General features: G+C 37.3%; 8 protein-coding genes. 6 read left to right on the top strand and 2 right to left on the bottom strand.

Features of this window, described 5'->3' with window-relative positions:
* Positions 1–245: 245 nt before the first annotated feature.
* Both speB and H6G69_RS26845 read right to left on the bottom strand, forming a co-directional pair.
* Entirely contained in the window at positions 246–1295 is a 1050-nt protein-coding gene (gene speB, locus H6G69_RS26850) for an agmatinase SpeB (RefSeq protein WP_190692169.1), read from the bottom strand.
* Positions 1296–1601: 306 nt separating this feature from the next.
* Positions 1602–3230, bottom strand: a complete 1629-nt coding sequence (locus H6G69_RS26845) for an FAD-dependent oxidoreductase (RefSeq protein ID WP_397327005.1) — start codon at positions 3228–3230, stop codon at positions 1602–1604.
* A gap of 170 nt (positions 3231–3400) precedes the next feature.
* Here H6G69_RS26845 and H6G69_RS34715 point away from each other — a divergent pair, with 170 nt between their 5' ends.
* From H6G69_RS34715 to lgt, 6 genes are all read left to right on the top strand, one after another.
* Positions 3401–5311, top strand: coding sequence for a response regulator (locus H6G69_RS34715; RefSeq protein WP_190692168.1), 1911 nt, complete (start codon positions 3401–3403; stop codon positions 5309–5311).
* Between the two features lie 90 nt (positions 5312–5401).
* Positions 5402–8899: a PAS domain S-box protein gene (locus tag H6G69_RS26835; RefSeq protein ID WP_190692167.1), complete on the top strand. Its 3498-nt coding sequence runs from the start codon at positions 5402–5404 to the stop codon at positions 8897–8899.
* Entirely contained in the window at positions 8892–9278 is a 387-nt protein-coding gene (locus tag H6G69_RS26830) for a response regulator (protein ID WP_190692166.1), read from the top strand. The genes H6G69_RS26835 and H6G69_RS26830 overlap by 8 nt, the downstream gene beginning before the upstream one ends.
* A gap of 82 nt (positions 9279–9360) precedes the next feature.
* On the top strand, positions 9361–9750 hold the full coding sequence (locus H6G69_RS26825) for a hypothetical protein (protein WP_190692165.1): 390 nt from the start codon (positions 9361–9363) through the stop codon (positions 9748–9750).
* 143 nt (positions 9751–9893) lie between these two features.
* Positions 9894–13358: a response regulator gene (locus H6G69_RS26820; RefSeq protein ID WP_190692164.1), complete on the top strand. Its 3465-nt coding sequence runs from the start codon at positions 9894–9896 to the stop codon at positions 13356–13358.
* 552 nt (positions 13359–13910) lie between these two features.
* A complete protein-coding gene (gene lgt / locus H6G69_RS26815; protein WP_190692163.1) occupies positions 13911–14765 on the top strand; it encodes a prolipoprotein diacylglyceryl transferase in 855 nt (284 codons plus the stop codon).
* Positions 14766–14800: the final 35 nt, after the last annotated feature.

Here is a 14800-nt window from a genome sequence, read left to right as displayed (position 1 = left end):
AGCAATAGTACAAGGGCGACTGAAGTCGCGGCTAACAGACAAAACCCCTGACGCTCTTGCATCGCTAAAGCTACGCTAACGGGTTCGCTGACAGCTGTAGGTTTTTTACGTTATGACCCAAAAACCTTGATTTAGGGTGTAGGGGTGTAAGGGGGATGGAACTCTGATTAAATGGTGATTTTTAGAGTCGCTACTCATCACTGGGTTAAAAACCTACACTTGTGAGATTCCCTACTCCCCATTCCCTATTCCCTACTTTCTTTTTGCGATAAATCCATTAAATTTGCTAACTTGTACACAATGCGCGCCCCAACGTTACCATCCCACTCAGCATCACCAACTTCACACACATCAAAGCCAATAATTTTTCTGCCACTATTGACTAATTCACGAAATAGGCAATAAGTTTGTTCTAATTCTAATCCTCCGGCAACAGGTGTACCTGTATTTGGGCAGAGTTTGGGATCTAAACCATCAACATCAAAGCTAATATAAACATTTTCTGGTAAATGATTGATAATTTCGCGGCAAACATCAATCCAGGTAGTTCCAGCATATAGTTTTTGTTTAATTGCTGGGTCGTAATAAGCCACAATGCGACCATGAGATTGGTTAATCATTTGCACTTCATCATGGCTAATGTCGCGCAAACCTACCTGCACTAATTTGGAGATTTGCGGTAGTTTTAAGGCATTAAACATAATCGATGCGTGAGAAAATTCAAATCCCTCATAGGCATCGCGTAAATCTGCATGGGCATCAATATGTAAAATGCCGTAATTATTATATTTCGCGGCTAATGCTTGAAAATAACCTAAAGGTGAACTGTGGTCTCCACCAATCACAGCAACTTGTTTACCTTGATTTATTGCTGCTTGAGATTGGGTAAAAAGCCATTGATTTACTTGTTGAGAAGCTTGATTAATTTCACTCAAAACAGGTGTTAAATCTGGCGTATCTGTTAATGATTTACCTTGTGCCAGTCTTTCAATAATTTGGGAGGCTAAAGTGCGGTAGTAATGATTTTTTTCTAAAATATCTTGGGAAATTTCTACTAAATAAATTCCTTGCTGCCAACCATCTGGGTTATCAAAGTCAAATAAATCTAGTTGAATTGAAGCATCTAAAATTCTTTGTGGGGCGTTGGCTGTACCTGCACCGTAAGAAACAGTGACTTCCCAAGGGACGGCAAAGACAATTAAGTTGGCTGAATCATAATCAAAGGGTAAACCTAAGAGGTTGCCATTAATTTCACCTACGCCGCTGGGGTTATAGTCTTGAAGTTGGTTAATCATTGATTATCTGCTGCTGCCGATTAGACTTCTGTATTTTATCCGAGTTCTTTGTAGGAGTGCTGGGTGTTTTTTCAAATACTATTTGTGTGTACCCTGTAGATACTTATTTCTCATGGCTTTTTCTTCGCCTTTTAGGGCGAAGAAGGTTAAAAATATGGCGTTGCATAAATGCGGGATGAATTGAGATGTTTAACAAAAATAAAATATTGATTCTTCGCGCCTTTGCGCCTTTGCGCGAAACAAAAAACATCCCACTAATCAGCAATGCCAAAAATATTTATTTTGCTTAGTCCAGCAAGGTTTTGACTAAGATAATTCTGCTATGAGTTGGTCAAAGTTGCGAGTGTAGACTTTTTGGCTATATGCTTGCCACTGTTCGTTTGATGAGCTAGGAAACTGTGTCAATGTTGCTTGTTGAATATATTCCATAAAGGGGCGACGAATACGCTCGTATTTATCGAAGGCTGTGCTTATAGCTTGCTGGTTATGCCAATTATTTTCTTTGGCAATCTTATTAATTAATGTTGTGACGATGATTGCATCTTCAAAACCTTGGTTAGCTCCTTGAGCCATGAAAGGCGGCATACCATGTGCGGCATCACCTACTAAAATAACTCGTCCTAAACTCCAGGCTGGGGGGTTATTGTCAGTCACAACAGCACGATGAATGTAATATGGACGTTGCAGCATATTCTCTACAGGAGATAGCCGGACTAATTGTTTAAGTTCATCGGGATAACTTGCTTTTTCTAATGCTTGTACGGCTAATTCCAGCAACTCATTACCAGATTTATTTTGCAATGATTGTAAAGGTACGGATATATGTAATAGATAGCCAATCTTTTGTCTATGAATTAGCATCATTCTCGGGCATTCACTAAAAGCGGTATCGCCAGCTAGCTCATAATTACTTACGGTTAAAATTGCTGAGTCTGCAAAAAATTTCTTTTCTAGACGCGATCGCAGTTCGTCTGGTATGTTTGGTATTTCTGGGCAAAATATGGCGGCAAACCCAGAATATTCGGGTTTAGCAACAGCTTGGTAAGGGCTATCTGTATAAAGCACCCTGCGAACTGTAGAGTTAATCCCGTCGGCTGCCACAACTAGTTTAGCGTGGAATGATTTTGTAATTGATTGTTCAGAGGTGGTGTCTAAATTTTGGGATATCTCACTATTTTTTTGTCCATCTGCCCAATGTGCGTATGGGTTGGCTTCTGCACCTACGTTACTAATACAATCTAAGCGGACGCATCCTAATTCTGGTTCATCCACAACATTGATGCAACGATGATTAGGTTTAACTTGGTCTTCAGGAAGCAGTTTTTTGAGAGCCGCCTGCAAATTATACCAAGAAATTGAAACTCGACCTTCACCATAATTTTTCAACCAAGTATCGAAACTCAAAGAAATTGACCTAATTTTTTCTCCTTGCAAGTTTTTATAAACCCATTCTTGAGAAGCTTTTGGCAAATTTTTCTCAGTGACATCAGATGTTTTTGCGTCACCAGACTGAGGCGAATTAACGAAGGTAAAACTTGCTGTTTTGACTGCTTCGTAAGCATCAGGATCTACAGATTTTAATGCTTTTAATCCGTTAGGCAGAAGATCCACAACCTGACCTACCTGACGAAAAGCACGAGCTTGGTCTATGACCAGAATATTTTCAATACCACGTTTGCGTAAACCAATAGCAGTAGCTAAACCAACTGGCCCAGCACCAACTATGACAACATCGTAAACTTTGTTGACGGGTTTTTCTGTGACCGGATGTGTTGCGGATTGGTTTTGGAGAATATTCATATAAGAATAGGCTGTGATGCGATGTTGGATGAGTGTTGAGTGAATTGTATCGCTGGTTGACAGCCAGCGAATATTACTCTCTCGGCAAGAAGCGTCTGTAAGGCAGCGATTATCACTTAATTTACTCTCAAACAAATGCTTGAGTTTTTACGTCAAGCAGTAGACCGCAAATATGGAGTCGCCTGTGAAGTTTACTTGCCGTCTGGCTGATTTTGCTTGATTTTTGGGGCTTATTTATAAACTAATCTTATCATTGAGCCAAACAGTTAATTGCTTATACTTTTTGAAAGAGTTAAAAATAAAAAGTGAAAATTCTTTGTATAGAAGATGATATAAATTTAAGAAAACTGCTACAGACAGTCCTGTTGAGACAGAACTACGAAGTTGATTTAGCAGAAGATGGAGCAAGAGGATGGGAATTAGCACAGGATAATGTTTATGATTTAATCCTCTTAGATTTAGTTTTACCTAAAATGAGCGGGATAGATTTATGCAAAATACTCCGTTCTGAGCAAGGGTTAAATAAACAAAAAAATAGAGATACACCAGTTATATTAATGACAGCTTTAGAAGCAATAACGAATAAAGTTACTGGGTTAGATGCAGGAGCGGATGATTATATAGTCAAACCATTTGATATAGAAGAGTTATTAGCACGGATCAGAGCTTTATTAAGAAGAAATCAAAATCAGCAGCAAGCATTACAATACTTAACCTGGGGAGAATTAAATCTAAATTCTCATAATTGTGAAGTCAGTTATAGTGGAGAAATAATAAACTTATCCAAAAAGGAATATGAGATTTTGCAGATGTTCCTGCAAAATCCTCAGCAGATATTTAGCCACAATTACATACTAGAATCATTATGGACAGTAGAAGAAATGCCTACTCAAGGTGCATTAAGAGCGCATATTAAGAGTTTGAGGAATAAACTAAAATTATCCGGTGCAGGGGATATATTTGAAACGATTTATAAATTAGGATATAAATTAAAATTACCTCCGCTAACAGACAAAAGTGCTGCAAGTGTAAATCAGCAAATAGGAAAAACAGTACAAAGAATCGAAGATGAAACTATTTCCCTTTTAAATTCTCATAGAGTATTACCTGAGCTATTAGAACTCTGGCAACATTCACGTCAATCGTACTTAAAACGTCTATTGATAATTCAAGATGCGGTGATGGCATTAGAGCAAGGAAAACTGACACTAGAACAGCAGTATGAAGCCCAAACAGAAGCACATACTCTAATCGGTTCATTAGGTAGTTTTAGTTTAGAGAAAGCTAGTGAAATTTCTCGCCAAATTCAGCAGATTTTTTGTCAGCAAGAATTACTAAAGGAACACAAAGCTGAACAACTCAAGCTGTTAGTATTACAATTGCAGAAATATATAGAAGGTGAAGAATTAGTAACAGCAAATGATTTCTCTATTGCACATAGGTTACTTATTATAGATAACGAAATAGAACTAGTGGGAGAGATTGCTAGAGAAGCAATTAATTATGGATTTATAGCACAAATTACAAATGATTTAAAGCAAGCAGAAGATATTTTAACTGATAATGGTGTTGATGCTATTTTATTTGATGTAAATTATCAAAATAATCTGGAATTAGGGCTGAATGTTCTGGCAAAGTTACGAAAGCAGAATCCAAAAGTACCAATATTAATTGTCACTCAAGAAAGTTCTTTTGCAACTAGGTTAGAGGTGGCTAAATTAAATATTTCAAGCTTTTTGCTAAAACCAATCGCCACGAGTGAGATATGGGCATCGCTCAAACAAATAATCCAACGCACACATCTATCATCATATCGATTACTAGTGGTAGATGATGATCCTGGCATATTACAAGTTGTATATCAACTATTATCGGCTGATGGTTATCAAATAGTTTTATTAGAAAATGCGGAGAAATTCTGGGAGACTTTAGAACAGACAAAGCCAGATTTATTAATTTTAGATATAGAACTGTTGAATAAGGAGAAGATAAATAATACCGAAAAACTTATATTAAATGGGTTTGATTTATGCCAAGTAATTCGGAGTGACTGGCGATGGCATCAATTACCTGTATTATTTTTATCGGCTCATACTGATAGAGAAACTATTGAGCATAGTTTTGCTGTAGGGGCTAATGATTTTTTAAGCAAACCAATTGTAGCAAGCCAATTGCAAACCCGTGTGAGAAAAAGGCTAGAACAAAGGCAAAGGTGAAGATTTACCCCTTTAGAAGTCGGAAGTAGGAAGTAGGAAGTAGGAGTATTAGCCCATTCTTCCAGAATTTTATAATTAAGAAATAAAGCAATGAATCTAAGCAAAACTAGAGAAGAGTTAATAATTGAAGTAGAGGAATTACAGCAAGAAATAACAGCTTTAAAGCAATTAAGGCATTCACAGATTTGGGTGAGCGAGAGTAATATCTTAAATTCTCCATCAACTAGGTCAAATTCTCTATTTGATAAAACAAAAGAATATACGGTTGTTGTCATAGAAGATTCCGAAGTAGACCGTTCAATTTACCGAAGGTATCTCAGTCATAATAGTCAAGGTCAATACCGAATTATTGAATTTGATAAAGGTAAAGATGCCTTAGCATGGTGTCAAAAATCAATGCCAGATATATTATTAATTGACTTTGGGCTGCCCGATATTGATGGATTAGAGTTTTTGCAGCAACTATACCAGCAAACAAAGCTTCGCTGGATTCCAGCAATTATTATTACTGGGCATGAAAATACAAAGTTAGCAGTGGAATTACTAAAGAATGGCGCACAGGATTATTTAGCGAAAAATCAAATTACGCCTATATCTCTACAACAAGCAATTGCAAAGGTTTTGCGACAGAAGAAATTACTAGAGGAACAAAAATGGCAGCAACAGCAACGACAATTAGTAACAGAAACTGCCTTATCTATCCGGAATTCTTTGAAAATAGATGAGATTCTCAACACAGCAGTAACACAAGTTAGAGAGATTTTACAAAGTGAGCGCGTCATTATTTATAAATTTCAGCCAGACTGGAGTGGTAGCGTAGTAAAAGAGTCGGTGAGTAACCCCGAATTATCAATTTTGGGGCAAATAATTCAAGATAAATGCTTTGACGATACTTTAGTAGATTTATACCGACAAGGACGTATCAGAGTAATTAACGATATTGAGAAAGATGTAAATTTAACTCAATGCCATCGAGATTTCCTAGGACATCTACAAATCAGAGCAAATTTGATTATTCCCATCATTGAGAATGATAATTTATGGGGATTGCTAATAGCCCATCAATGTCATAGGGCGCGTGAATGGACGTTGGCTGAATGTGAATTAATGAATCAAATAGCTATCCATTTAGAAATAGCTATTCACCAAGCAACATTATTTGAGAAATTACAAGCTCAATTAATAAAAAATCAAAAACTAGTTTCAATAGTCGAAAATAGTTCTGATTTTATGGCAATGGCAAATCTTGATGGACAAGTGCAATATATTAATTTAGCAGGAAGGAATTTAATCGGGCTAAAAGAAACCCAAGTACAGCAGACAAGCATCTGGGAATATCAAACTCCAGAAGATAATCAGAGATTTGAACAACAAGTTATTCCGACTGTGACTTCTACAGGAAAATGGGAAGGAGAATTTCAAATGCGAAATTTTCAAACATCGGAGTTAATTCCTGTCTGGTGCAATATTTTTACGCTGAAAGAGCCAATAACAGGTCAAGCACAGGGGATTGCTGCTGTTGTACGTGATATTCGAGAACGCAAACAGGCCCAAGAATCATTACAACAATTAAATAAGGAACTAGAATTACGGGTGGTAGAACGTACAGCACAACTAGTTCTGTCGAACAATCAGTTGCAACAGGAATTATTCAAGCGAGAGAAAGTAGAAAAAAAACTGAGACAAAGCGAACAATTATTAGATGGATTTTTTCAGGCTGCGAGTCAAGTTAATATTGGATTAAGCATATTAGATAAGAACTTATGTTACCTAAAAATTAATCAAGGATTAGCAAATATTAATGGTTATCCGATGGCAGCACATTTGGGGAATTCAATTTTGGACTTGCTGCCAGAACTAGTATCAACGCTGTTACCATTATTGCAAAATGTAATTGAGACTCAACAGCCTATTTCCCAGATGGAGGTGAGTGGGATTGTTCCTAGCCAGCCAGAAGTAGTAGGTTATTGGCTAGTTTCTTATTTTCCGATTGTCGGTGAAAATTCTGAATCAATAGCTGTAGGTTCAGTGGTGTTAGACGTGAGCGAAAGTAAACGTTTAGAAATAGAAAAAGAAAAACAGATCGCGATTTTAGAAGCAACTACAGATATTATTGTCACAGCTAGATTAGATACACAAAAACCAGAATATTTAAATAAAACTGCCCGAATATTTTTTGGAATAAAAGATAGAGAAAGTGAGAAAATTCCTATTAGTGATGTTCATCCACAGTGGGCTTTAAAACTTATTCAAGAGCAAGCTATTCCTCAGGCAATCAAGCATGGTAATTGGTTAGGAGAAACAGCTTTTATCCGCCGTGATGGTCAAGAAGTGCCTGTTTCCCAATTAATTATTGCTCATACCTTTGGTAGCCAACAAGTTCAGGCTATTTCTACAATAGCTCGTGATATCACCGAACAAAAAAGAATAGAATCAGAGTTAAAAGAATCGGAGCGAAGATGGCGTTTTCTGCAAGATAATGTTCAGTTAATCGTTGTTTGTTTAGATGATCAAGGGCAGGTTGATTATGCTAATCCATTCTTCTTAAAACTTACTGGGTATGTACAAGCAGAGGTGTTAGGCAAAAATTGGTTTGAGAATTTTCTTCCATTAAACCAACAAAGTTTGATAGATATTTATTTGCAGGAATTGATAGCACAAACGCTACCCGAACATTATCAAAATGAAATTATCACTAAATCTGGTGAGTTTCGGTTAATAAACTGGAATAATACTATTTTACAAGATGTTAATGGTAATCCAATTGGCTCAATTAGTATTGGTCAAGATATTACTGAAAGTCATAAATTGGAGCGGATGAAAGCAGAATTTATATCTACTGTGAGCCATGAGTTGCGAACGCCACTTACATCTATGCAAGCCGCACTCAGCTTGCTGCATGAAAAGATTATCGATCCGATTTCTCCTGAAGGTGAAGCTACTATTGAAATTGCTAACACTGGTGTAGACCGTTTAGTACGTTTAGTGAACGATATTCTTGATTTAGAAAGGTTAGAGTCTGGCAAAATTTACTTACAAAAATCTCTTTGCAATCTTAGTGATTTAATTAATATTGCTGTAGCACAGATGCAGAGTATTGCGAATCAAGCTCAAATTTATATTGATACCACAGGCGTATCATTGGTAGAAGTTATAGCTGATTCAGACCGCATATTACAAGTAGTGATTAATCTACTAAGTAATGCAATTAAATTTTCGGAAATAAGTTCAACGATTTGGATTAACTTAGATGTAGAAAAGCCTTGTTTTTCTAAAAGATTGATTTGCCCGTTAAATTCAAGCCCTTGTGATGTGATTGATGTGACTGGTGATAATTGCTCATCTTTAGTCTTTTCAATTAAAGATAGCGGACGCGGAATACCTAGCGAGTATTTAGATAGTATCTTTGAGCCGTTCTCCCAAGTGGATGCCACAGACTCTCGAACTAAAGGTGGGACTGGTTTAGGATTGAGTATCTGCCGTAAGATTATTCAACAACACGGAGGAAACATTTGGGCTGAAAGTGTTTTCGGACAAGGCAGTACATTTTACTTTATACTGCCACTCGGAGGAAACATTGGTGAGTAATAAGCGAATTTTAATTATTGATGATGAACCAGGTATTCGCCAAATTGTCAAAATCTCACTGCAAGCCATCGCCGGATGGGAAGTGTTGTTAGCCAGTTCTGGACAAGAAGGATTAGCCATTGCTCAATTAGAAACTCCTGACGCGATTATTTTGGATGTAATGATGCCAGGTATGGATGGAATTGAGACTTTGCAAAGAATACAAGCAATTGGTTCTATTGCATCCATCCCAGTGATTCTACTGACTGCTAAAGCGCAAACTAGCGAACAAGTCCAATTTTCTAAGTTAGAAATTGCGGGTGTGATTACGAAGCCCTTTAAAGCCCCTGATTTGGTAAAACAGATGCGCTCTTTGTTGGGTTGGCACGAAAAAACTTAATTTTTATTTACATTCACAAATAATTCACAAATTTTTTTTAGATTGTGGGATAGCAGAGCAATGAATATCTCTTAAAAGCATCATGTCTAAAATCTTAATCATTGAAGATAGTGTTTTGTTATTAGACCTGATTACAGAATTACTAACTATCAATGATTTTTGGGCTGTCACCGCTATTACATATGAAGAAGGGTATGACTTATTACAAGTAGAAGAACCTGATTTAATTTTATGTAATTATCCGGCGATTAATTTTCCGAGATTAAATGTTTTCTCAAAAATTTGCTCGGAAGTAGCAAGACAAAACATTCCTTTACTATTTATGTTTCCGTATCAACCAGTGAGCATAAAAGAATTTCCGATTTTTCAGGAACAACAAGATTTTTTAGTAAAACCTTTTTCTTCAATTATTTTGATAGAGAAAATTCAAGCGTTATTAAAAATGCCGCCTCGTTTGAAAATAAATTTTTGAAGAAGACTTTTTATTAGTTAAGTGGGAATAGAGAACAGAGCCTGTCTGTAATGGGGGATCTGTTTTGATAAAAAATTAAGAAAAAACATCATAAATTGTGAGATTGATTTAATAGATATACTTCAGGAGATAAATTTAAAATTATGAACCTAAAACCCTGCTGCGTTCTAATTATTGATGACTCACCAGAAGATTGTGAATTGTATAAAAGATACTTGTTAAGTAATCTAGAGTATTCTTATACGATTTTAGAAGCAAGGCTAGCAAAGCAAGGTCTAGAACTGTGGCAGAAACATCAACCAGATGTTGTGTTATTAGACTATCGTTTGCCGGATATGGATGGGATTGAATTGCTGGAAAAGTTGTTATTACATACTGAAATGATGCAGCTTCCAGTAATTATGCTAACTGGACAAGGAGATGAAGTGATTGCAGTTCAGTCCTTAAAAGCTGGCGCACAGGACTATTTAGTAAAAAATAAACTTTCACCTTCTAAGCTTTCTCAAGCGATTAATTCCATATTAGAAAGGACTCATTTAAAGCAGCAGATTCAGATACAAGAACAAAAACAAAATTTATTATCTAGTATCTCTGTTCGCATTCGTCAGTTTTTAGATTTAGAAGCAATTCTTCAAACCGCAGTTGAAGAAGTTAGGAAGCTATTTAAAGTAGATCGTGTGATAGTTTATCAGTTTGATGCTCAAATGCACGGGACAATTGTAGCTGAGTCAAGACTACCCCAGTGGACAAGTTCTCTGTCTCGACAAATTAAAGATACTTGCTTTCAACAGAATTATGGAATGGCCTATCGTCATGGCAAAATTTTCGCTAGTGCTGATATTTATAGTGCTGGATTACAAGAATGCCACATCAAATTATTAGAACAATTTGAAGTTAGAGCTAATTTGGTTGTACCAATTTTACTAAATGCAGATACAGAAGCATCAGATTCCTCTCCTCACCAACTTTGGGGATTACTGATTGCCCATCAATGCAGTTCTCCGCGTGAATGGGAAACAAGTGAAATCGATTTACTTCAGCAAATATCTGTACAGATGGCTTTGGCTATCAAGCAAGCAGAACTATATGAAAATCTCCAAACTCTTAATGCTTCTTTAGAAGAAAAAGTACAGCAAAGAACTCAGCAATTAGAAGCTAGCGAACAGCGTTTTCGTGGCATTTTCGATAACAGTTTTCAGTTAACAGGATTGTTAACAGCCCAAGGAATTTTATTAGAGGTAAATCAAACAGCTTTAAACTTGCGCGGACTAAAACTAGAAGATGTCATACATAAACCTTTTTGGGAAACGGATTGGTGGGCAAATTCTCCAGCAACTCAAGCAAAATTAAAACAAGCAATTTCTCAAGCTGCTAAAGGTGAATTTATTCGCTATGAAGTAGAAATTTTCAATTCTGCAAATGAAATAATCACAATAGATTTTTCGATTCGTCCTCTCAAAGACGAATCGGGAAAAGTGGTGTTACTTATCCCAGAAGGAAGAGATATCAGCGAACGCAAAATCGCTGAAGCAAAATTGCAACTGCAAGCACAGATGCTGCATGAAATTCATGATTCTGTTTTTTGTACAGATGTCGATGGCATTATTCAAACTTGGAATCATGGCTCACAAAGACTTTTTGGCTATACAGATGTTGAAGTTATTGGACAGCACATTAGTTTACTCTACTGCCCTGAAGACTCGTCAAAACTACAAGCATTAGTGTTTGAACCTGTATTTAAGAACGGTTTTTGTGAAACTGAGTTACGCAATCTGACAAAATCAGGAAAGGAAATTTATATTAGCTTAAGGCTTTCAGCCATCAAGGATGAGCAGGGGGAGATTACGCGGTTAATAGGTTGTTCCAATGATATTACCCAACGTAAACAAGCAAAACAAGCCTTAAAAAAACTCAACCAAGAACTAGAGAACAGAGTAGAGCAACGAACACTTGCTTTACGTCAGAGCGAACAACGCTTTGCATCGTTAGCAGCAGCAGTTCCAGTAGTAATTTTCCGTCTCAACACAGATAGTCAGTGTATTTATGTCAATCATTGCTGGCGTGAAATGACGGGTACAGATTTACAATTAGCATTAGGATATGGCTGGATAGAAGCTGTACATCCAGACGACCGAAATCGCATCCAGCAAGAATGGCTTCCAGCATTACAAGGAACAGGATATTACCAAAATGAAGGCAGAATTCTGCGTCCAGATGGCACTACTATTTGGTTTTACTGTCAAGCAGTGCCAGAAATTGATTCTCATGGTCAGAAAATTGGTTATATTGGCAGTCTGACAGATATCACAGCGCGTAAACAAGCAGAAGCCCAATTACAACAGATAAATGAACAACTAGCTGCATCTAATGTTGAACTTGCTCGTGCCACCCGCCTCAAAGATGAATTTCTGGCAACTATGAGTCATGAATTACGCACTCCACTCAATGCAATTATCGGCATTTCCGAAGCATTGCAAGAGGGGATATATGGTGTACTTAGTGAGAAACAAAAACAGAGTTTGCAAATTATTGAGCGTAGCGGTAATCATCTGTTGAGCTTAATTAACGACATACTTGACTTATCTAAAATTGAAGCAGGACAAATAGAACTAAATTACGTCCCGATTAATATTAATCAACTCTGTCAATCAAGTTTAGCATTTATTCAACAGCAAGCTTTCCAAAAACGCATCCAGTTAGAATTAAAAATTCCACCACAACTACCAAAACTACTGCTTGATGAACGCCGGATACGTCAGGTTTTGATTAACCTACTTAATAATGCTGTAAAGTTTACTCCAGAAGATGGACACATTACCTTAGAAGTTACTCATCAACGCCCTGTAATTGAACAGCAGATGCAATCTTTACCAGATTATCTTCGGATTGCCGTGATTGATACAGGTATTGGTATTGCCCCAGAAAACCTTCACAAACTATTTCAACCTTTCGTTCAAATTGATAGTGCCTTGAACCGTCAATATGATGGTACTGGCTTAGGGCTGGCTCTTGTGAAGCGACTGGTAGATTTACATGGTGGGCAGATAGAAGTCAACAGTGAAGTTGGAGTTGGAAGTTGTTTTAGAATCAACCTTCCTTTGGGACAATTTTGTGAAATTTCCTTTAGAGAAACAAATCCAGTCTTATCTGAGATTAATTCTTGTGTGAATCCAAGTTTAGAGTATTCTCCTCAAATTTTACTGGCAGAAGATAATGAAGATAATATTTTTACAATCTCGAATTATTTAGAGGTATTAGGATACCAAATTATCGTAGCAAAAAATGGTTTTGAAGCAATTACACTTACTAAAAAACATCTTCCCGACCTAATTTTAATGGATATCCAAATGCCAGGAATAGATGGACTCGAAGCTACTAAGCAAATTCGATTAGACCAAAACCTCCTGAAGATTCCGATTATTGCGCTGACAGCTTTAGCCATGCCAGGCGATCTCGAAAAATGTTTAGCAGTTGGGGCTAATGCTTATCTCTCCAAGCCTGTAAAACTGAAGCAATTAGCTAACTTAATTAAACAGTTTTTAGCCCCAAAATCATTAAGCCTTGGGAAACTGCCCAGTCTAAATCTTCAGGGTAAATTTTCATTGTGATTTATCTTGACTAGCTCGACTTAATCATGGCTTGAGTCGCGGAAATAGTCGAGATTTTGCGGGTATTTTAGTGTAGGAAAGGAAAAGAACGAACCGCAGAGGACGCAGAGGACGCGGAGGAAGAAGAGTTGCAGAGGGTTTTTGTGTAATTTGTACTAAATATTTGTGTTCGGAAGGTGGAGTTTGGTGTTTTGATGTTAAATTGTCAGGCTTTTTACTCGAACATTCGTGTTTTGAAGTCAAATTGTCAGGCTTTTTACTCGAAGTTTCGTGTTCGGAAGTTGAAATTTCGTGTTCGGGAGTCAAATTGTCAGGCTTTTTACTCGAAATTTCGTGTTCGGAAGTCGAAGTTTTGTGTTCTAAGGTGAAGTGATGGCACTTTTTACCAAAAAAAACAATAAAATTCTGTGACTGATGACTTTGCGCCAGAATAGGATGAGATTTTTCTTGACAAACAAAACCTGCTCTAATGGTTTATGTACAAAACTCCCCTATTATTTATAGGATGTTAGCTGCCCAAGCTAAATACTGTAGTTAACTAGGTACTTCTGCATGGTACTAGATATTTCTTCTTTGCCGTTGGCATTTCAATTTACTTCCCCAGGCCCGATTTTGGTGAAAATTGGCCCATTAACTATTCGCTGGTATGGCTTATTGATTGCTTCGGCGGTGTTAATTGGTGTCAGCCTGTCTCAGTATTTGGCAAAACGCCGAAATGTTAATCCAGAGTTGCTGAGTGATTTGTCAATTTGGCTGGTGCTTGGGGCAATTCCCGCAGCACGACTATATTATGTTTTGTTTGAATGGGCGGAATATGCCAAACGTCCAGAGAAGATTATCGCTATTTGGGAAGGCGGTATTGCTATTCACGGTGCAATTATTGGTGGAACTTTAGCCGCTTTAATTTTTGCCAGACTCAAGCGGGTTTCTTTTTGGCAACTTGCAGATTTAGTTGCACCTTCGTTGATTTTAGGACAAGCGATCGGGCGGTGGGGCAATTTCTTTAACTCGGAAGCGTTTGGTCGTCCGACAAATTTACCTTGGAAGCTATTTATTCCCCTAGAACGCCGCCCTCCAGAATTGGTGAATTTTGAATACTTCCATCCCACTTTTTTGTATGAATCTTTGTGGGATTTGATGGTGTTTGCTTTGCTACTAAATTTATTTTTCCGAGGCGTGATGGGGAAAATACGCCTCAAAATCGGCACTTTAATTATGGTTTATTTAACCGCCTACAGCACAGGTCGCTTTTGGATTGAAGGTTTACGCACTGATAGTTTAATGCTGGGGCCGTTGAGAATTGCCCAAGTGGTGAGTTTAACGGGTATTATTGCTGGGTTATCTGGGTTAGCTTGGTTGTATTATCGTAAACGCCCATTGCCTGATGTGGTTGCAACTACTGATTAGGCAGAGAGTAGGGAATGGGGAGTCTTGATAAAACC

Origin of the sequence: Nostoc sp. FACHB-110 (assembly GCF_014697425.1) — a bacterium.
GTDB lineage: Bacteria > Cyanobacteriota > Cyanobacteriia > Cyanobacteriales > Nostocaceae > Nostoc_B.
The sequence above is the reverse complement of the archived record's forward strand: the minus strand, read 5'-3'. Positions and strand labels throughout refer to the sequence as shown.

What these genes read in the sequence shown, in the direction of transcription:
- speB (WP_190692169.1), bottom strand. Translation starts at nt 1,295, where the DNA reads ATGATTAACCAACTTCAAGACTATAACCCCAGCGGCGTAGGTGAAATT.
- H6G69_RS26835 (WP_190692167.1), top strand. Translation starts at nt 5,402, where the DNA reads ATGAATCTAAGCAAAACTAGAGAAGAGTTAATAATTGAAGTAGAGGAA.
- H6G69_RS26825 (WP_190692165.1), top strand. Translation starts at nt 9,361, where the DNA reads ATGTCTAAAATCTTAATCATTGAAGATAGTGTTTTGTTATTAGACCTG.
- H6G69_RS26820 (WP_190692164.1), top strand. Translation starts at nt 9,894, where the DNA reads ATGAACCTAAAACCCTGCTGCGTTCTAATTATTGATGACTCACCAGAA.
- lgt (WP_190692163.1), top strand. Translation starts at nt 13,911, where the DNA reads ATGGTACTAGATATTTCTTCTTTGCCGTTGGCATTTCAATTTACTTCC.